This is a genomic window from Telluria sp. ZB4P36, from assembly GCF_059685865.1.
Genome location: NZ_JCASIE010000004.1, coordinates 133,542 through 152,199, shown reverse-complemented (window position 1 = coordinate 152,199; position 18,658 = coordinate 133,542). Strand labels below are relative to the sequence as shown.

At 66.4% G+C, this 18,658-nt stretch carries 16 protein-coding genes; 11 read left to right on the top strand and 5 right to left on the bottom strand.

Annotated elements, in window-relative coordinates; genetic code table 11:
* Positions 1-5: 5 nt before the first annotated feature.
* The 5 genes from paaK to AC56LK_RS08280 are packed head-to-tail and all read left to right on the top strand — an operon-like array spanning position 6 to position 5,731.
* On the top strand, positions 6-1,319 hold the full coding sequence (gene paaK, locus AC56LK_RS08300; RefSeq protein WP_497184077.1) for a phenylacetate--CoA ligase PaaK: 1,314 nt from the start codon (positions 6-8) through the stop codon (positions 1,317-1,319).
* A gap of 17 nt (positions 1,320-1,336) precedes the next feature.
* Positions 1,337-2,539 carry a 3-oxoadipyl-CoA thiolase gene (gene pcaF, locus AC56LK_RS08295; protein ID WP_497184076.1) on the top strand — a complete coding sequence of 401 codons (1,203 nt, stop codon included), beginning with the start codon at positions 1,337-1,339 and terminating at the stop codon, positions 2,537-2,539.
* 2 nt (positions 2,540-2,541) lie between these two features.
* Entirely contained in the window at positions 2,542-3,141 is a 600-nt protein-coding gene (paaY, locus tag AC56LK_RS08290) for a phenylacetic acid degradation protein PaaY (RefSeq protein ID WP_497184075.1), read from the top strand.
* Positions 3,142-3,166: 25 nt separating this feature from the next.
* Positions 3,167-5,218 (top strand): phenylacetic acid degradation bifunctional protein PaaZ, encoded by a 2,052-nt coding sequence (gene paaZ / locus AC56LK_RS08285; RefSeq protein WP_497184074.1) that lies wholly within the window; start codon positions 3,167-3,169, stop codon positions 5,216-5,218.
* A 48-nt stretch (positions 5,219-5,266) separates the two neighbouring features.
* Positions 5,267-5,731 (top strand): cupin domain-containing protein, encoded by a 465-nt coding sequence (locus AC56LK_RS08280; RefSeq protein WP_497184073.1) that lies wholly within the window; start codon positions 5,267-5,269, stop codon positions 5,729-5,731.
* A 1-nt stretch (position 5,732) separates the two neighbouring features.
* On the opposite strand, the gene AC56LK_RS08275 is transcribed toward AC56LK_RS08280, so the two are convergent.
* Both AC56LK_RS08275 and AC56LK_RS08270 read right to left on the bottom strand, forming a co-directional pair.
* Complete coding sequence (locus AC56LK_RS08275) at positions 5,733-5,960, bottom strand: hypothetical protein (protein ID WP_436104231.1); 228 nt, start codon at positions 5,958-5,960, stop codon at positions 5,733-5,735.
* Positions 5,961-6,027: 67 nt separating this feature from the next.
* A complete protein-coding gene (locus AC56LK_RS08270; RefSeq protein ID WP_497184072.1) occupies positions 6,028-6,711 on the bottom strand; it encodes an HAD-IA family hydrolase in 684 nt (227 codons plus the stop codon).
* 302 nt (positions 6,712-7,013) lie between these two features.
* On the opposite strand from AC56LK_RS08270, the gene rsgA reads away from it, so the two are divergent.
* Positions 7,014-8,048 (top strand): ribosome small subunit-dependent GTPase A, encoded by a 1,035-nt coding sequence (gene rsgA, locus AC56LK_RS08265; RefSeq protein ID WP_497184071.1) that lies wholly within the window; start codon positions 7,014-7,016, stop codon positions 8,046-8,048.
* Between the two features lie 31 nt (positions 8,049-8,079).
* On the opposite strand, the gene argH is transcribed toward rsgA, so the two are convergent.
* Positions 8,080-9,474 carry an argininosuccinate lyase gene (gene argH / locus AC56LK_RS08260; RefSeq protein WP_436104234.1) on the bottom strand — a complete coding sequence of 465 codons (1,395 nt, stop codon included), beginning with the start codon at positions 9,472-9,474 and terminating at the stop codon, positions 8,080-8,082.
* A 131-nt stretch (positions 9,475-9,605) separates the two neighbouring features.
* On the opposite strand from argH, the gene AC56LK_RS08255 reads away from it, so the two are divergent.
* The 5 genes from AC56LK_RS08255 to AC56LK_RS08235 all read left to right on the top strand — a co-directional run bounded on the left by AC56LK_RS08255 (position 9,606) and on the right by AC56LK_RS08235 (position 14,138).
* Complete coding sequence (locus AC56LK_RS08255) at positions 9,606-10,166, top strand: hypothetical protein (protein ID WP_497184070.1); 561 nt, start codon at positions 9,606-9,608, stop codon at positions 10,164-10,166.
* A gap of 98 nt (positions 10,167-10,264) precedes the next feature.
* Positions 10,265-10,702, top strand: coding sequence for a GNAT family N-acetyltransferase (locus AC56LK_RS08250; protein WP_497184069.1), 438 nt, complete (start codon positions 10,265-10,267; stop codon positions 10,700-10,702).
* Positions 10,703-10,768: 66 nt separating this feature from the next.
* Positions 10,769-12,040, top strand: coding sequence for a cyanophycinase (locus AC56LK_RS08245; RefSeq protein ID WP_497184068.1), 1,272 nt, complete (start codon positions 10,769-10,771; stop codon positions 12,038-12,040).
* Positions 12,041-12,089: 49 nt separating this feature from the next.
* Positions 12,090-13,505 carry an IgA Peptidase M64 gene (locus tag AC56LK_RS08240; protein WP_497184067.1) on the top strand — a complete coding sequence of 472 codons (1,416 nt, stop codon included), beginning with the start codon at positions 12,090-12,092 and terminating at the stop codon, positions 13,503-13,505.
* Between the two features lie 144 nt (positions 13,506-13,649).
* Positions 13,650-14,138, top strand: a complete 489-nt coding sequence (locus AC56LK_RS08235) for a hypothetical protein (protein ID WP_497184066.1) — start codon at positions 13,650-13,652, stop codon at positions 14,136-14,138.
* Positions 14,139-14,202: 64 nt separating this feature from the next.
* Here the strand turns inward: AC56LK_RS08235 and parC are convergent, their stop codons facing one another.
* Together parC and AC56LK_RS08225 are read right to left on the bottom strand one after the other, a co-directional pair.
* Positions 14,203-16,530 carry a DNA topoisomerase IV subunit A gene (parC, locus tag AC56LK_RS08230; protein ID WP_497184065.1) on the bottom strand — a complete coding sequence of 776 codons (2,328 nt, stop codon included), beginning with the start codon at positions 16,528-16,530 and terminating at the stop codon, positions 14,203-14,205.
* Between the two features lie 34 nt (positions 16,531-16,564).
* Positions 16,565-18,562 (bottom strand): DNA topoisomerase IV subunit B, encoded by a 1,998-nt coding sequence (locus AC56LK_RS08225; RefSeq protein WP_497184064.1) that lies wholly within the window; start codon positions 18,560-18,562, stop codon positions 16,565-16,567.
* Between the last annotated feature and the right edge of the window lie 96 nt (positions 18,563-18,658).

Sequence of the window (18,658 nt, the reverse complement as noted above, 5' to 3'; positions counted from 1 at the left end):
TCGAGATGGTCCAACGCAATCCGGTGCCAGAAGAGCTGGAACCGATCGAACGTGCCAGCCGCGACGAACTGCAGGCCCTGCAGCTGGAGCGCCTGAAGTGGTCGCTGCACCACGCCTACGAGAACGTGCCGCACTACCGCGCGGCCTTCGATGCCGCCGGCGTGCACCCGGAAGACCTCAAGTCGCTCGCCGACCTAGCGAAGTTCCCCTTCACCGACAAGAAGACCCTGCGCGACAACTACCCCTTCGGCCTGTTCGCCGTGCCGCGCGAGCAGGTGGTGCGCATCCACGCCTCGAGCGGCACCACCGGCAAGGCCACCGTGGTCGGCTATACGCAGAAGGACATCGACACCTGGGCCGGCGTGGTGGCGCGCTCGATCCGCGCCGCCGGCGGACGTCGCGGCGACATGGTGCACATCTCCTACGGCTACGGCCTGTTCACCGGCGGCCTGGGCGCGCACTACGGCGCCGAGAAGCTGGGCTGCACCGTGATCCCGATGTCGGGCGGCCAGACCGAGAAGCAGGTCCAGCTGATCCAGGACTTCCAGCCTTCGATCATCATGGTCACGCCTTCCTACATGCTGAACATCATCGAGGAATTCACGCGCCAGGGCCTCGACCCGGCCGCTTCCTCGCTGAAGGTCGGCATCTTCGGCGCCGAGCCCTGGACCGACGCCATGCGCAGGGAGATCGAAACCCGCGCCGGCATCGATGCGGTCGACATCTACGGCCTGTCCGAAGTGATGGGCCCGGGTGTGGCCAGCGAATGCATCGAAAGCAAGGATGGCCCGACCATCTGGGAAGACCACTTCTATCCCGAGATCATCGACCCGGACACCGGCGAAGTGCTGCCCGACGGCGAGGAGGGCGAGCTGGTGTTCACCTCGCTGAGCAAGGAAGCCCTGCCGATCGTCCGCTACCGCACCCGCGACCTGACCCGCCTGCTGCCGCCGACCTCGCGTTCGATGCGCCGCATGGGCCGCATCACCGGCCGTTCGGACGACATGCTGATCATCCGCGGCGTCAACGTGTTCCCGAGCCAGATCGAGGAAATCATCCTCAAGATGCCGGCGCTGGCGCCGCAGTACCAGCTGGTGGTGGCACGCGACGGCCACCTCGATACGCTGGAAGTGCTGGGCGAGCTGCGCGAGGCCTCACTTTCCCAAGCTGACATGGACGCGCTGTGCCGCGAACTCCAGCACTGCATCAAGACCTATGTGGGCGTGAGCACGCGCGTGACATTGACCCCGCCCGGCGGGATCGAGCGCACGCTGACCGGCAAGGCCCGGCGCGTGGTCGACAAGCGCCCGAAGAACTGAACAACAAGGAGACTTTCATGACCGACGCCTTCATCTGCGACGCCATCCGCACCCCCTTCGGCCGCTACGGCGGCTCGCTGTCGAGCGTGCGCGCCGACGACCTGGGTGCGCTGCCCATCGCCGCCCTCATCGCCCGTAACAAGGACGTGGACTGGGGCGCCGTGGACGACCTGTTCTACGGCTGCGCCAACCAGGCCGGCGAGGACAACCGCAACGTCGGCCGCATGGCCGCGCTGCTGGCCGGGCTGCCGCAGGAAGTGCCGGCGAATACCATCAACCGCCTGTGCGGCTCGGGCATGGACGCCGTCGGCACGGCCGCACGCGCGATCCGCGCCGGCGAAGCGAACCTGATCATCGCCGGCGGCGTCGAAAGCATGACCCGCGCGCCCTTCGTGATGGGCAAGGCCGACAGCGCCTTCTCGCGCGCGGCCAAGATCGAGGACACCACCCTCGGCTGGCGCTTCGTCAACCCGCTCATGAAAGCGAAGTACGGCATCGACTCGATGCCGGAGACCGCCGAGAACGTGGCGCTGGAATTCAACATCAATCGTGCGGACCAGGACGCGTTCGCGCTGCGCAGCCAGCAGCGCTGGGCACGCGCCCATGTCGACGGCTTCTTCAAGGACGAGATCGTCCCGGTCACGATCCATGGGAAAAAAGGCGAGTCGCGCGTGTTCGACACCGACGAGCAGCCGCGCGAGACCAGCATGGACGCGCTGGCGAAACTGAAGGGGGTCGTCATGCCCGCTGGGACGGTCAGCGCCGGCAACGCCTCGAGCCTGAACGACGGCGCCTGCGCGCTGCTGCTGGCCTCGGAGACGACCGCCGTACGCAACGGCCTGGCGCCGCGCGCCCGCGTGGTCGGCATGGCCACCGCCGGCCTGGCGCCGCGCATCATGGGCTTCGGCCCGGCGCCGGCCGTCAGGAAGCTGCTGCTGCAAACCGGCCTGCGCCTCGACCAGATGGACGTCATCGAACTGAACGAAGCCTTCGCTGCCCAGGGCCTGGCCGTAATGCGCGACCTCGGCCTGCCCGACGATGCCGCCCACGTGAATCCGAACGGCGGCGCGATCGCCCTCGGCCACCCGCTGGGGGCATCCGGTGCGCGCCTGATCACGACCGCCGTCAACCAGCTGCACCGCACCGGCGGCCGCTATGCCCTGTGCACCATGTGCATCGGCGTCGGCCAGGGCATCGCGATCATCGTCGAGCGGGTGTAAGCATGGTCAAGGTGTACGAGATCGACGGCGTGCGGCCGGTGGTGCATCCCAGCGCCTACGTGCACCCGTCGGCGGTGCTGATCGGCGACGTGATCGTCGGCCCGCGCTGCTACGTCGGCCCGCTGGCCTCGATGCGCGGCGACTTCGGCCGCCTGATCCTGGAAGAGGGCGCCAACCTGCAGGACACCTGCGTGATGCACGGCTTCCCGGGCGAAGACACGGTGGTCGAAGTCGATGGCCACATCGGGCACGGTGCGGTGCTGCACGGCTGCCGCATCAAGCGCAATGCGATGGTGGGCATGAATGCCGTGGTAATGGACAAGGCCGTCGTCGGCGAAGAATCGATCGTGGCCGCGATGAGCTTCGTGAAGGCGGGCATGATCATCCCGCCGCGCAGCATGGTGATGGGCACGCCGGCCAGGATCATGCGCGAACTCACCGATGACGACGTGAAGTGGAAGAGTTTCGGGACGCGCCAGTACCACGAGCTGAATGTGCGCTCGCTGCAGACGATGCGCGAGGTGGAGGCGCTGGGCGAGGTCGAGCCTGGGCGCAAGCGCATCGAATTCGCTCCCGACGGCATGCACAAGCCAAAAACCTGAAGAGACAAGAACGGAGACTGAGAACATGGGCAACATCGCAACCCTGCAAAGCCTGATCGCCGGCCGCTGGCACGGCACTGAAGCACATACCCCGCTGCACAGCGCGCTGAACAACGAACTGATCTTCCACACCCACGCCGAAAAAATCGACTTCGACGAAGCCGTCACCTACGCCCGTAAGACCGGCGTGAAAGGGCTGATGGGGCTCGACTTTCAGAAGCGCGCCCAGCGCCTGAAGGCCCTGGCCCTCTACATGATGGAGCGCAAGGAAGAGCTGTACGAGATCTCGCACCTGACCGGCGCCACCCGTCCGGACAGCTGGGTCGACGTCGAAGGCGGCATCGGCACCCTGTTCGCCTACGCCAGCATGGGCGGGCGCGAGCTGCCTTCTTCGAATGTTCTGCACGAAGGCCCGGCCATCGCCCTGGGCAAGCGTGGCGGCTTCGCCGGCACCCACATCATGGTGCCGCGCGGCGGCCTGGCGGTGCACATCAACGCCTTCAACTTCCCGATCTGGGGCATGCTGGAAAAATTCGCGCCGAGCTTCCTGGCCGCGATGCCCTGCATCGTCAAGCCGGCCACCGCCACCAGCTACCTGACCCACGCCACCGTCAAGATGATGATGGAGTCCGGCCTGCTGCCGGAAGGCGCGCTGCAGCTGGTCATCGGCTCGACCGGCGACCTGCTCGACCGTCTGGGCGGCTTCGACGCCGTCACCTTCACCGGCTCGGCCGACACCGCCGCCAAGCTGAAGGCGAACCAGAACCTGATCCGCGCATCGGTTCCCTTCACCGCCGAAGCCGACTCGCTCAACTGCGCCATCCTGGCGCCGGACGTGACGCCCGACGATCCGGAGTTCGACCTGTTCGTGAAGGAAGTCGCACGCGAGATGACCGGCAAGGCCGGCCAGAAGTGCACGGCGATCCGCCGCGTCATCGTGCCGGAACAGCACGTCGACGCCGTCGGCCAGCGCCTGCGCGAACGCCTGGCCAAGATCACGGTCGGCAATCCGAAGATGGAAGGCGTGCGCATGGGCGCGCTGGCCTCGATGGACCAGCACCGCGACGTCTCGGAACGCGTGGAGATGCTCGCGCGCGGCAACGAGGTGCTGTTCAGCGCCCGCGACGGTTTCAACCCGGTAGGCGAGGGCTGTGCCAACGGCGCCTTCTTCGCGCCGACCCTGCTCCTGTGCCGCAATGCCTCGGTCAACGAGGCCGTGCACGACATCGAAGCCTTCGGCCCGGTCTCGACCCTGATGACCTACGGCGACATCGACGAGGCGCTGGATCTGGCCGCGCGCGGCAAGGGCAGCCTGGTGACCACCCTGGTGACGAAGGACCCGGCGATCGCGGCGCATGCGGTGCCGGTCGCCGCGGCCTCGCACGGCCGTGTCCACATCCTCGAGCGCGAATCGGCGGTGGATTCCACCGGCCACGGCTCGCCGCTGCCGCAGCTGAAGCACGGCGGTCCGGGCCGCGCCGGCGGCGGCGAAGAGCTGGGCGGCATCCGCGCCGTCAAGCACTTCCTGCAGCGTGCCGCGGTGCAGGGCTCGCCGACCATGCTGGGCGCAGTCACCGGCGAGTACGTGCGCGGCGGCGCCGTCAAGGAAACCGACATCCACCCCTTCCGCCGCTGGTTCGAAGACCTCGAAGTGGGCCACTCGCTGCTGACCCACCGCCGCACCGTGAGCGAGGCGGACATCGTCAACTTCGGCGGCGTCTCGGGCGATTACTTCTACATGCACTTCGACGAGATTGCGGCCAAGGACACCCAGTTCGGCAAGCGCATCGCCCACGGCTACTTCGTGCTGTCGGCGGCGGCCGGCCTGTTCGTGTCGCCGGCCCCGGGTCCGGTGCTGGCCAACTACGGCCTGGACAACCTGCGCTTCGTGGCCCCGGTGGCGATCGGCGACACCATCCGCGCGCGCCTGACCTGCAAGCGCAAGGTCGACCGCAACCGGCTTGATGAACAGGGCCGCGGCCAGGGCGTGGTGGCCTGGGACGTGCAGGTAACGAATCAACACGACGAGCTGGTGGCGAGTTACGATATCCTGACGCTGGTACAAAAACGCGGCTAGGACGACGCGAGGGCGCCGTCCGCTGCCACAACCAAGGAGACTTATCGCATGTCGAGACTGGACCTGAGCAGCATTCCCGTGGTGGGCGGCACCGGCTATCCCGAGCCTTTTGCCGAACTGGTGGACGGGCGCACCAGGCAGGCGCTGGGCGATGCCGGCGGCCTGACGCAGTTCGGCGTCAATCTGGTCGAGCTGCAGCCCGGCGCGGCGTCCTCGCAGCGCCACTGGCACTCGCACGAGGACGAGTTCGTGATGGTGGTGTCGGGCGAACTGGTGCTGGTCACCGACGAAGGCGAGACCCTGATGCGCGCTGGCGACTGCGCGGCCTTCCCGGCGGGAAAGCCGAACGGGCACCACCTGATCAACCGCAGCTGGGGCCAGGGCGTGTTCCTGTGCGTGGGCTCGCGCGTGAAGGAGGATGTGGCGAGCTACCCTGACGTCGACCTCCGCTACGACGGCGCCACGAATTCCTTCACGCACAGGGACGGCACACCCTATCCACCACGCGGCTGAATCAGTTCAGCTTGCGCGCATAGCGGCTGCGGATGTGCTGGCTCACGAAGGTCGATAGCCCGCGGCCTTCGCGGGCCAGTTCCTGCATCCGGGCAATGTTTTCGGCGCCGGCGCTGCGCTCGGTGTACAGATAGCGATCGCCGCCGCTGAACTGGATGGTGATCGAGTCCTTGTCGATGTCATAGGCAACGACGCCGGATTCGCCGCTCGTGTTGCGGTAGCGGTGCATGTGCGCCTCCCTGGATTACGTCGATACCCGGTATATGGGTGTCGATCGCGTCTGTACAAGCGTGTTCTCAGTGACCGATCTTGCGCAGCACCTTCAGCAAGCCACTTTCTGTTCGCACAGCAACCAGGTCCGCATAGTCCGGCACCGGGGCCGAGCGCGTCTCGACCGGATGGGTGTGGGTGGCGGTCACGACGATGCTGTCCATGCCCGCGCTTTCCGCCGCGGCAAGGCCGATCGGCGTGTCCTCGAACACCAGGCAATCCTGGGGCGCCACGCCCAGCTTCTGCGCGCCCAGCAGGAAGGGATCGGGCGCGGGCTTGCCGCGCTTGACGTCATCGGCCGATACCAGCAGGGGCGGCAGGGGCAGGCCGGCAGCGGCGATGCGGGCCGTCGCCAGGGCACGGGAGGCCGAGGTGACGATGGCCCAGCGGTCGCTCGGCAGGCTGGCCAGGAAACGTCCTACGCCCGCGATTTCTTCGATATCGTCCACGTCCTCGATCTCCGCCAGGGCAATGCCCAGCGCTTCGGCGACCGGATCGACACCGGGCAGGCCGAGATGGCGGATGGTGTCTTCGGTGCGCTTGCCATGGATGGTCGGCACGAAGCTCACCGGGTCGAGGCCGTGCCTGATTGCCCACGCAGTCCAGACCCGCTCGGCGGACTTGATCGACGTCAGGATGGTGCCGTCCATGTCGAACAGGAAAGCAGCATATTCGCGGGAGGGCAGGACAGAGGGGTTGGTTGGCGTCACGGAAACAATCTCGCTGGATGGACAATCGTGCAGCATAGCGCAAACGGCAGGAAGCTTTCGTCCGCCAGTCCCTTGACGCTGTGGCAATGCCCTGCCACACTAGCCTTTCCTTCAATCGACCCACGGAGACGCCGCATGAACCAGCCTGATACCGCCCTCCGGTCGGCCGCCTGATCCGCTCGTCCATCCCGACGATGTCCTGAGCGCGCCAGCGCGCCGACCTTCCATTCCTTGATCCTGCCGCCATTGCCGCGGCTGCCCGCGCACGCCTGTTGCGCCATCAGACTGGAAAACACATCGTCATGATCGACTTCGATTTCCCGACCCTGCACGGGATCGGTTTCAAACAGCACTTCCTTACACAATGCGCGGATGCATCGCCGCAACAGCGGCTTGCCCGCGTCACCTCCGTCCAGCGCGACTGGCTGACGCTCGACGACGGCCGCGAGGCTTTCCCGGCGCGCAGCGCCCGTTTCGTGTCGAGCGGCCAGCCCGTGGTGGGCGACTGGGTGCTCGTCACCCACGGCCTGGGCGACTGGTGGATCGACGCCCCCCTGGAGGCCTTCACCCAGCTGTCCAGGCGGACCCCGTCCGGGCGCCAGGTGCTGGCCAGCAACGTCGATACCGCCTTGCTGCTGATGGGCCTGGACAACGACTTCAATCCGCGCCGCATGGAGCGCTACATTGCCATCGTGCGCGCCTGCAGCGTGGCGCCGGTCATGATCCTGACCAAACCCGACATCGGCAGCGCGGTGGAGGACCGGATCGCCCAGCTGCGCCAGCGCATCCCGATTGATGTGCCGCTGCTGCAGCTGATTCCCTCGGAGCAGCGGGATGACGGCGTGCTGGCGCCCTGGCTGGGGGCAGGCCAGACCCTGGTGCTGCTCGGCTCCTCGGGCGTGGGCAAATCCACGCTCACCAACGCGCTGGCGGGCACTGCCCAGGCCACCGGCGGCACCCGCCACGGCGACGACCGCGGCCGCCACACGACCACGGCGCGCTCGCTGCACCGCTGCCCGGGCGGTGCATGCATCATCGACACGCCCGGCCTGCGCGCGTGGCAGCCGGATGCGGACGAGGACGAGCTGGAGCTGTCGTTCAACGACATCGCTGCGCTGTCCGAAGGCTGCCAGTTCCGCGACTGCAGCCATGAGAGCGAGCCGGGGTGCGCGGTCAGGGAGGTGGTGGATGCGGACAGGCTGCAGAACTACCGCAAGCTCTTGCGCGAGGTGAGGCGTGCCGAGCAGACCGCGCTGGATCGGATTGCCGAGCGGGGCAAGTGGAAAGTGTTGATGAAGGCCGCAAAGCAGCGCGGCCGAGACAAACGCGGAGGGTAGTCGGTGGCCGGCTTAGCCGGCCATCCTACGATTACGAGAGTTGCTTGCGCACGCGCTCGATCGCCTTGCGCACCTGGTTCGGCGCCGTGCCACCGACGTGGTCACGCGCCGCCACCGAACCTTCCAGCGTCAGCACCGCGAACACGTCCTGCTCGATCAGCGGCGAGAACTCCTGCAGCTTCTCCAGCGACATCTCCGACAGATCGCACTTGGCGCTGTCACAGGCGCGCACCGCATGCGCCACGGCTTCATGCGCATCGCGGAAGGGCAGGCCCTTCTTGACAAGATAGTCGGCCAGGTCGGTGGCGGTGGCGTAGCCCTGCAGCGCCGCGGCGCGCATGTTCTCGGCCTTCACCGTGATGCCGCCCGCCATGTCGGCGAAGATGCGCAGCGTATCGGTGACCGTGTCGATGGTGTCGAACAGCGGTTCCTTGTCTTCCTGGTTGTCCTTGTTGTAGGCCAGCGGCTGGCCTTTCATCAGGACCAGCAGGCCGTTCAGGTGGCCATACACGCGGCCGGTCTTGCCGCGCGCCAGTTCCGGCACGTCCGGGTTTTTCTTTTGCGGCATGATCGACGAGCCGGTGCAGAAGCGGTCGGCGATGTCGATAAAGCCGATGCGCGGGCTCATCCACATGACCAGCTCTTCCGAGAAGCGCGAGACGTGCATCATGATCAGGGAAGCCGCAGCGGTGAACTCGATCGCGAAATCGCGGTCGGACACGGCGTCCAGCGAGTTGTGGCACACGTCCTCGAAGCCCAGGGTCTTCGCCACGCGCAGGCGGTCGATCGGGAAGGTGGTGCCGGCCAGCGCGGCGGCGCCCAGCGGCAGGCGGTTGACGCGGCGGCGCGCGTCCTGCATGCGCTCGGCGTCACGGCCGAACATCTCGACGTAGGCCAGCATGTGGTGGCCGAAGGTGATCGGCTGCGCCACCTGCAAATGGGTAAAGCCGGGCATGATGGTGTCGAAGTGGCGCTCCGCGAGGTCGGTCAGCGCGCCGCGCAGGCTGGCCAGCAGGCCGAGGATGTCGTCGATCGCCGCGCGCACGTACAGGCGGATGTCGGTCGCCACCTGGTCGTTGCGGGAACGGCCGGTATGCAGGCGCTTGCCGGCGTCGCCCACCAGTTCGGTCAGGCGCTTCTCGATATTCAGGTGCACGTCTTCCAGGTCGAGCAGCCATTCGAAGCTGCCGGCCTCGATCTCGCCCTTGATTTGCGCCATGCCGCGCTCGATCTCGGCGCGGTCCTGTTCGCTGATGATGCCCTGTGCGGCCAGCATCTCGGCATGGGCGAGCGAGCCCTGGATGTCGAAGGGCGCCAGGCGCTTGTCGAAGAACACCGAGGCGGTGTAGCGCTTGACGAGGTCGGAAACGGGTTCGGAGAAGCGCGCCGACCAGGCTTCGGCTTTCTTGGAGAATTGTTCGTTCATGGTGGGATCCCTTTTGCTATCCGACGATTATAACTGGCCTGAGAAACCCCATCCGTGGTGGATGACAAGCGCCCGGAAATGCGCAATCATGTGCGCACTTGTTCAATAAATGACAACAATAAGGGGGAGACATGCATCGATTGGCCCAGCTTGGCCTGGCATTGGCACTGACCACACCGGCGGCCATGGCACAACAGGCCGCACCGGCCGCCCCTGCGGCAGCCAGCATGCCGGCAGCCCGCCCGGCGGACGTCGCCTCGATCGACGCCATCATCGCCGCGGTCTATGACGTGATCTCGGGCCCGGCCGGCGCGCCGCGCGACTGGGACCGCATGCGTTCGCTGTTCGCGCCCGAGGGCCGGATGGGCGCGGTCGGCGCACGCCCGGACGGCAGCTTCGTCCTGCGCACCCTGACGCCGGACGACTACATCGCCCGCAACACCAAGAACTTCGCCACCATGGGCTTCTTCGAGACCGAGAAGGCGCGCACCACCGAGACTTTCGGCCAGATCGCCCATGTGTTCAGCACCTACGAGGCGCGCCACGCCAAGGAGGATGCCAAGCCCTTCATGCGCGGCATCAACAGCATCCAGCTGGTCCACGACGGCAAGCGCTGGTACGTGCTGAGCCTGATCTGGCGCGCCGAAGACCCGAAGCTGCAGTTGCCGGAACGCTATCTGCGTAACGGCTGAGCAGTAGCGAGGAAGGGGCCGGGAGCGCCGTTCAATTGAAAATGTGGCATCCAGGAACGGCGCTAGAATTGGTTTTTTGAGCCGGATTGACAGCTTCCATGATTACCAACGATTCGAGCTTCCAGGTCAGTACCGACCAGACACAGCTGGACATCCCGATGATCTACCGCTTCCTGAGCGAGCAGTCGACCTGGGCAATCGGCATCGGGCGTCCGGTGGTCGAGCGCGCCATCGAGAATTCGCTCTGCTTCGGCGGCTACCTCGACGGGCGCCAGATCGCCTTCGCGCGCGTGATCACCGACTTCGCGACCTTCGCCAACCTGGTCGACGTGTTCGTGGTGCCGGAATACCGCGGCCGCGGCTACGGCAAGCAGCTGATCGGGGTGGTGCTGCGCCACCCCAGCCTGCAGAAACTGCGCCGCTTCACGCTCAACACCACGGACGCGCACGGGCTGTACGAACGCTTCGGGTTCACGCCGCTCCAGCGTCCCGAGACCATGATGGAGCGTTACTTTCCGAACATATATTTATCCTGAGCATACTCAAGACGGCGACGCCCTTCTGGAATCAGGCTTACGATCATCTCCACTGAGAGGATTCGTATGCCTGGCGCTGTCGTCCGCATTGTGTTCCGTGCGCTATTCGTCCTTGCCCTGACGGCGAGCCCTGTGCTTGCGGCGGCGCAAGCCCCTCAGCCCAAGGGCTCGCTCGTCATCATCGGCGGCGCCTTGCGCGCCGACAATGCCGCCGTCTGGGAGCGCATGGTCCAGCTTGCGGGCGGCAAGGGCGCCCGCATCGCCGTATTCGCCTCGGCCTCGGCCAGTCCCGAGAAAGCCGGCAAATTCCTCGTCGAGCGCTTCAACCAGTACGGCGCCAGGGCTTTCTTCGTGCCGGTCGCGGTGCGCCTGTCCGGCATCGACTACCAGGCCGCCGCCGACGATCCGGCGCTGGCCGCCGCGGTGCGTTCGGCCGGCGGCGCCTACTTTGCCGGTGGCGACCAGGGCCGCATCACGCGCGCCCTGCGGCGCGAAGACGGCAGCAATACCCGCATGCTCGACGCCCTGTGGGACATGTACCGCCGCGGCGGCATGATCGCCGGCTCCAGCGCCGGCGCCGCCATCATGAGCAGCACCATGTTCGGCCGCCCCAGGACGGTGCTCGCCACCCTCAAGCTCGGCCTCGACGACGGCAAGGAAATCGCGCCCGGCCTCGGCTTCATCGGCGACGACGTCTTCATCGACCAGCACCTGCTGGTGCGCGGCCGTTTCGCGCGCATGGTGCCGGTCATGCTCAAGAAGGGCTACAAGCTCGGCCTGGGCATCGACGAGAACACGGCCATGATCGTGGGGCCGAGCCGCGAGGTGGAAGTCATCGGCTACCGCGGCGCGCTGCTGGTCGACCTGTCGAAGGCGGTGCCGCAGGAGGGACAGAAGGGAGGGCCACTGAGCATCAGCAACGTTCGCCTGAGCTACCTGGACAACGGCGACCGCTTCCACCTGGTCACCCAGACCTTCACGCCCTCGGCGGACAAGCTCGACAACCGGGTCGACCCGGCCCGGCCCTATTATCGCGAGCCCCTGTTCTCGGCCGACATCCTCGGCAACAGCACGGTGGTCGACCTGATGGCCAAGCTGATCGACAGCGACCAGCCGGAAGCCATCGGCCTCTCGCTCGACAGCCCCAACGGCATCCAGCCCGAGCTCGGCTTCGAGTTCAGGCTCACGCGCACCGGCGACAGCGTCGGCTACATGTCCTCGCTCACCGAGCAGTACTCGGTCTACAACATGCGGCTCGACATCCGGCCGATCGTGGTGCAGCGGCCGCTGTACCAGTACCGGCAGGTGGAGAGCGTGGCGGCCGAGGCCAGCAAATAGGGGAGCCCCCGCATTACAATGGATGACCTTCCTGTAATGAGGACCATCCATGATCCGTTTCGCTTCCCGCATCCTTGCGGCTGTGCTGGCACTCGCTGCCGGCATCGCACAGGCGGCCCAGCCGGCCACCGTCCGCGTCGACTACGCCCATAGCGGCAATGCGCTCTCCGACCAGTATGCCCTCGAGCGCGTCGTCATCGAGCCGCTGCCCTGGCCCGGCCACACCGCCCGCAACCTGGACGACACCAACCGCGGCCAGAACCGGGTCGAGGTGGTGGATGCGAAGACCGGCGACCTGCTGTACTCGCGCGGCTTCTCGACCGTCTTCGGCGAGTGGCGCACGACGGAAGAGGCGAACAAGATGAGCCGCAGCTTCCAGGAATCGGTGCGCTTTCCCAAGCCGGACCGTCCGGTGCGCGTGCGCATCCTCCAGCGCGACGAACGCAACCAGTTCTCGGTGGCCTGGAGCGTCGAGGTGGATCCCGACGCGCAGGAAGTCGTGAAGCAGCAGCCCGCGCTGCCCGCGAAGCCGATCCCGATCCACTCAAGCGGCCCTTCGCCGGACAAGGTCGACCTGCTGGTCATGGGCGACGGCTACACCGCCGCCGACATGAAGAAGTTCGAGGCGGACGCGCGCCGCCTGACCCAATACCTGTTCTCGGTCTCGCCGTTCAAGGAGCGCGCCAAGGACTTCAACGTGTGGGCACTGGCGGTGCCGACCGCGGAATCCGGCATCAGCCGCCCGTCCACCGGCGTGCACCGCGCCTCCGCGCTGGGCACGCGCTACGACATCTTCGGCAGCGAGCGCTATGTGCTCACCCTGGACAACCGCGCGCTGCGCGACATCGCCCAGCATGCGCCCTACGAGTTCATCGAGATCCTGGTGAACAACGAGACCTATGGCGGCGGCGGCATCTTCGGCCAGTTCAGTACCGCGGCGGCCGGCAACGCCTGGGCCAACTACCTGTTCGTGCACGAATTCGGCCACCACTTCGCCGGCCTGGCCGACGAGTACTACACCTCGCCGGTCGCCTATGCGGCCGCCAGTACGCGCATGGAACCCTGGGAGCCGAACGTCACCGCGCTGCGCGACCCGGCCAACATCAAGTGGAAGCGCCACGTGAAGGCCGGCACGCCGCTGCCGACGCCCTGGCCCAAGGCCGCCTACGAGGACGCCTCGCGCGCCTACCAGAAGAAGCGGGCGGCCCTGCGCGCCGTGAACCGGCCGGAGAGCGAGATGAACGCGCTGTTTCACGAAGACCTGAAGGCCACCCAGGCTCTGTTCGCGGGCAAGCCGCACCGCCACGCGGTCGGCGCCTTCGAGGGCGCGAACTACGAAGCGAGCGGCTACTACCGCCCGGCGATGCAGTGCCTGATGTTCGACCGCAGCGAAGCCTTCTGCCCGGTGTGCCGGGACGGGGTCAGCGAGATCATCGACCTGTATGCGGGAGCGGCCCGACCGTAAAGTTTGCTTACAAATCGCCGGTGCCTAAGTGGGTTTGCTAACAGACCCACGTGGTTGAGAGTCCGTATTCTGGATGCGTCGTCAAACAAAAAACACAGCGCAAACGCATCGACTTGCGTGACCACTCACCGGAAAGGAAATACCATGAACAAACTGATCGCTACCCTCATCGCCGGCCTGCTGGCCACCGCCGCCAACGCCCAGACCACGACCACTCCGGTCGCCACCAAGGCCGTCGTGAAGGCAGAAGCCGAGGCGCAGGAAGACATCGCCAAGGCCGAGTCGAAGGAAATGAAGGTCGTCCAGAAGGCCGACAAGAAGGTGAACAAGGCCGTGGCCGATGCCAACGAGAAGAAGCAGAAGGCTCTCAACAAGGCTACCGAAGCCCACGCCGATGCTGCCGAGAAGGTGACCAAGGCTGATCCGGAAGACCGTGCCAAGGCAGCCGCCAAGGCCGGCGAGAAGATCGCGGACGCGAACCTGAAGGCCGACAAGAAGATGATCAAGGCGGACGAGAAGCTGCTCAAGACCCAGGTCGAGGCGGCGGCCGACAAGGCGACTGCCGCAGCCAAGACCGAGCAGGTGCGCGCCGAGGCGACGGCCGAGGTGCACAAGGCAGCTGCCAAGCACTAAGCAGCGCTGCTTCAAATGAAAACGCCGGCATCGCGCCGGCGTTTTTCATGGTGCGTTCAAACGATCAAGCCTCGTTCGCCCGCATCGCCAGGTCCTGCGCCTTGAGCTTGGCCGACAGCGGCTTGCCCTTGCGCGCACGCTTGCCGAAGTGCGGCTCCAGTCCCGACGCGAACAGCTCCACCGTGCGCGGCTTGGAGCCGGCCCAGGTGCCGATGACGTTCAGGCCCTTCTGGTTGATCGGCTGCACCGCCAGCAGGGTTTCCTTCGGATCCAGCTCCATCAGGGTCACGCCGCGGCCGCCGTTGGTCAGTACCTTCATCTCGTCGATGCCGAACACCAGCACGCGGCCCTTCTCGGACAGGCAGGCGATGGCGCCGGCGGTGTCGCTGACGATCCGCGGCGGCAGCGGCACGGCGCCGTCGTCCAGGGTGATGAAGGACTTGCCGCCCTTCAGGCGGCTGATCATGTCGCCGGCCTTGGCGATGAAGCCGAAGCCGTTCGAGGACGCCAGCAGCAGGCGGGTGTCGGGGTTACCCGCGAAGTAGTGCAGGATGCGCACGCCGCCCGACAGGTCGACCAGGGTGGTGATCGGCACGCCGTCGCCGCGCGCGCCCGGCAGGGCGGCCACCGGCACCGAGAAGGTCTTGCCGTTGCTGCCGATGCCGATCAGGGAATCGACGGTGCGGCATTCGAAGGCCCGCAGCAGCGAGTCGCCGGCCTTGAAGGTGAACTGCGCCGGGTCGTGGCCGATGCCGGTGCGCGCACGCACCCAGCCCTTCTCCGACACGATCACGGTCACCGGCTCGTCGATGAGCTTCTGCTCGGCCACGGCGCGCTCGGCTTCCTCGATCAGGGTGCGGCGCTCGTCGCCGTACTGCTTGGCGTCGGTTTCGATCTCGCGGATGATCAGGCGCTTCATGCTCGACGGATTCTCGAGGATGTCCTCGAGCTTTTCCTTCTCGCTGCGCAGCTCGGCCAGCTCCTGCTGGATCTTGATCGCTTCCAGGCGCGCCAGTTGGCGCAGGCGGATCTCGAGGATGTCCTCGGCCTGGCGCTCCGACAGGCGGAAGCGCTCGATCAGCGCCGCCTTCGGCTCGTCCGAATTGCGAATGATCGCGATGACTTCGTCGATGTTCAGCAGGACGGTCTCGCGGCCTTCCAGGATGTGGATGCGGTCGTTGACCTTGCCCAGCTTGAACTCGGTACGGCGGCGCACGGTGACGAAGCGGAAGTCGACCCATTCCTGCAGGATCTCCAGCAGGCCCTTCTGGCGCGGGCGGCCGTCGCCACCGATCATCACCAGGTTCATCGGGCTCGAGGTTTCCAGCGAGGTGTGCGCGAGCAGCATCAGCATGAACTCGCCCTGGTCCTGGTTCTTCGACTTCGGCTCGAACACGATGCGCACCGCGGCTTCGCGGCCCGACTCGTCGCGCACGGTGTCGAGCGCGCCCAGGATGGTCTGCTTCAGCGCCAGCTGTTCCGGCAGCAGGGTCTTCTTGCCCGCCTTGATCTTCGGGTTGGTGAGTTCCTCGATCTCTTCCAGCACGCGCTGGGCCGAGGTGCCCGGCGGCAGCTCGGTGACCACCGCCTGCCACTGGCCGCGCGCCAGTTCTTCGATCTTCCAGCGCGCACGCACCTTCATCGAGCCGCGGCCGGAGGCGTACATGTCGGCGATGTTCGAGGCCGGGGTGATGATCTGGCCGCCGCCCGGGAAGTCCGGGCCGGTGATCAGGGTCATCAGCTCGGCGTGGGTGATCTTGGGGTTGCGGATCAGGGCCACGGCAGCCGACGCCACTTCGCGCAGGTTGTGCGAGGGGATCTCGGTGGCCATGCCGACCGCGATGCCCGAGGCGCCGTTGAGCAGCACCATCGGCAGGCGCGCCGGCAGCTGGCGCGGTTCGGTGGTCGAGCCGTCGTAGTTCGGCTGGAAGTCCACGGTGCCCATGTCGAGTTCGTCGAGCAGCAGGCGCGACACCGGCGTCAGGCGCGCTTCGGTGTAACGCATCGCCGCGGCGCCGTCGCCGTCGCGCGAGCCGAAGTTGCCCTGGCCGTCGATCAGCGGATAGCGCAGCGAGAAGTCCTGGGCCATGCGCACCAGCGCGTCGTACACCGACTGGTCGCCGTGCGGGTGCAGTTTACCGAGCACGTCGCCGACCACGGTGGCCGACTTGCGCGGCTTGGCGGTGTGGCCCAGGCCCAGTTCGTGCATCGAGTACAGGATGCGGCGCTGGACCGGCTTCTGGCCGTCCGAGACGTCCGGCAGGGCGCGGCCCTTGACCACCGAGACGGCGTAGTCGAGGTAGGCGCGCTCGGCGAAGGTGGAGAGGGTGAGCGTTTCGACGTCGTCGGACGGCTCGTGTTGTTGTTCGAAGAGGCTTGCTTGCGTCGTCATGATTTAGTTCGTTCTGTTCGGCCCGCGGGCGACATCAGATGTCGGCTTCCGTTTCGTTGCCGTGTTCTTCCAGCCAGGCGCGGCGCGCCGCGGCTTCGCCTTTACCCATCAGCATGTTGAAGCGCGCTGCCGATTCGGCCAGGTTGTATTCGCCGAAAGCGACCGGCAGCAGGCGGCGGGTATCCGGGTTCATGGTGGTTTCCCACAGCTGTTCCGCGTTCATCTCGCCCAGGCCCTTGAAGCGCGAGATGCTCCACACGCCTTCCTTCAGGCCTTCCTTCTTCAGCTTGTCCTCGATCGCCAGCAGCTCGCCGTCGTCCAGCGCGTACAGCTTCTGCAGCGGCTTCTTGCCGCGTGCCGGCACGTCGACGCGGTACAGCGGCGGACGGGCGACGCAGATGTGGCCGCTGCGGAACAGGGCGGGGAAGTGCTTGAAGAACAAAGTGAGCAGCAGCACCTGGATGTGCGAGCCGTCCACGTCCGCATCGGACAGGATGCAGATCTTCCCGTAGCGCAGGCCGGTGAGGTCCGGATTGTCGTCCACGCCGTGCGGGTCGACGCCGATCGCCACCGCGATGTCGTGGATCTCGTTGTTCGCGAACAGGCGGTCGCGCTCGGTCTCCCAGGAGTTCAGCACCTTGCCGCGCAGCGGCAGGATGGCCTGGAATTCCTTGTCGCGGCCCATCTTGGCCGAGCCGCCCGCCGAGTCGCCCTCGACCAGGAACAGCTCGTTACGGGTGATGTCGGTCGATTCGCAATCGGTCAGCTTGCCCGGCAACACGGCCACGCCCGAGGACTTCTTCTTCTCGACCTTCTGCAGCGAACGCAGGCGGGATTGGGCCTGCTTGATGACCAGTTCGGCCAGCTTCTTGCCGTATTCGACGTGCTGGTTCAGCCACAGTTCGAGCGGCGGCTTGGTGAAGGTGGAGACGAGCTTGACCGCGTCGCGCGAGTTCAGGCGCTCCTTGGTCTGGCCCTGGAACTGCGGGTCCAGCACTTTCGCGGACAGCACGAAGGAGACGCGCGCGAACACGTCTTCCGGCAGCAGTTTCACGCCTTTCGGCAGCAGCGAATGCATCTCGACGAAGCCCTTCACCGCACCGAACAGGCCGTCGCGCAGGCCGGATTCGTGGGTGCCGCCGCTGACGGTCGTGATCAGGTTGACGTAGGACTCGCGTACGACCGAGCCTTCCTCGGTCCAGGCCACCACCCAGGCCGCGCCTTCGCCCTCGGCGAAACCTTCGTCGCCGCTGGCTGCATACTGCGCGCCTTCGAACAGCGGAATCACGGTCTGGCCGCCCGAGGTCTGGTTCAGCGCCTCGAGCAGGTAGCCGCGCAGGCCTTCGTCGTAGCGCCAGGTCTGGACGTCGCCGGTCTTGGCGTTGGTGAGCGTGACGGTCACGCCCGGCAGCAGCACGGCCTTCGAGCGCAGCAGGCGCTGCATGTCGGCCAGCGGAATGTTCGGGGAATCGAAGTATTTCGGGTCGGGGCGGGCGGTGACGCGGGTGCCGTTCTTCTTGCCGCCGCGCTCGGCCGGACGCGAGCTCAGGGGCTCGACCAGATCGCCGTTTTCGAAGGCCAGGTCGTGCACGCCGTTGCCGTCGTCGTCTTTGCGCCAGACCGTGATCTCGAGGCGCGTCGACAGCGCATTGGTGACCGAGACGCCGACGCCGTGCAGGCCGCCCGAGAAGGCATAGGCGCCGCCCGAGCCCTTGTCGAACTTGCCGCCCGCGTGCAGGCGGGTGAAGACGATTTCGACGGTCGGCACGTTTTCTTCCGGATGCAGTCCAACCGGGATCCCGCGGCCATCGTCTTCGACCGTGACGGAGCCGTCCGTGTTCAGGGTGACGGCAATGTTCTTGCAGTGCCCGCCCAGCGCCTCGTCGGAGGCGTTGTCGATCACTTCCTGGATGATGTGCAGCGGGTTTTCGGTCCGGGTGTACATGCCCGGACGCTGTTTCACGGGCTCGAGTCCTTTGAGGACGCGGATGGATGATTCGCTGTAGTCGGATGCGGGTTTCTTGGAAGCCATGCTTATCTTGGTTAATTCAATGCTTGCGCATTCTATCTTGTCGGGCAGAAAAAATTGATCTTTTCAAGCGAATGCCAAAACGTGCTTGGTAGTTCG

Excerpts from the sequence above, each read along its gene's own strand:
- paaK (WP_497184077.1), top strand. The coding sequence starts at position 6 with ATGGTCCAACGCAATCCGGTGCCAGAAGAGCTGGAACCGATCGAACGT.
- pcaF (WP_497184076.1), top strand. The coding sequence starts at position 1,337 with ATGACCGACGCCTTCATCTGCGACGCCATCCGCACCCCCTTCGGCCGC.
- paaY (WP_497184075.1), top strand. The coding sequence starts at position 2,542 with ATGGTCAAGGTGTACGAGATCGACGGCGTGCGGCCGGTGGTGCATCCC.
- paaZ (WP_497184074.1), top strand. The coding sequence starts at position 3,167 with ATGGGCAACATCGCAACCCTGCAAAGCCTGATCGCCGGCCGCTGGCAC.
- AC56LK_RS08280 (WP_497184073.1), top strand. The coding sequence starts at position 5,267 with ATGTCGAGACTGGACCTGAGCAGCATTCCCGTGGTGGGCGGCACCGGC.
- AC56LK_RS08275 (WP_436104231.1), bottom strand. The coding sequence starts at position 5,960 with ATGCACCGCTACCGCAACACGAGCGGCGAATCCGGCGTCGTTGCCTAT.
- rsgA (WP_497184071.1), top strand. The coding sequence starts at position 7,014 with ATGATCGACTTCGATTTCCCGACCCTGCACGGGATCGGTTTCAAACAG.
- argH (WP_436104234.1), bottom strand. The coding sequence starts at position 9,474 with ATGAACGAACAATTCTCCAAGAAAGCCGAAGCCTGGTCGGCGCGCTTC.
- AC56LK_RS08255 (WP_497184070.1), top strand. The coding sequence starts at position 9,606 with ATGCATCGATTGGCCCAGCTTGGCCTGGCATTGGCACTGACCACACCG.
- AC56LK_RS08250 (WP_497184069.1), top strand. The coding sequence starts at position 10,265 with ATGATTACCAACGATTCGAGCTTCCAGGTCAGTACCGACCAGACACAG.
- AC56LK_RS08245 (WP_497184068.1), top strand. The coding sequence starts at position 10,769 with ATGCCTGGCGCTGTCGTCCGCATTGTGTTCCGTGCGCTATTCGTCCTT.
- AC56LK_RS08240 (WP_497184067.1), top strand. The coding sequence starts at position 12,090 with ATGATCCGTTTCGCTTCCCGCATCCTTGCGGCTGTGCTGGCACTCGCT.
- AC56LK_RS08235 (WP_497184066.1), top strand. The coding sequence starts at position 13,650 with ATGAACAAACTGATCGCTACCCTCATCGCCGGCCTGCTGGCCACCGCC.
- parC (WP_497184065.1), bottom strand. The coding sequence starts at position 16,530 with ATGACGACGCAAGCAAGCCTCTTCGAACAACAACACGAGCCGTCCGAC.
- AC56LK_RS08225 (WP_497184064.1), bottom strand. The coding sequence starts at position 18,562 with ATGGCTTCCAAGAAACCCGCATCCGACTACAGCGAATCATCCATCCGC.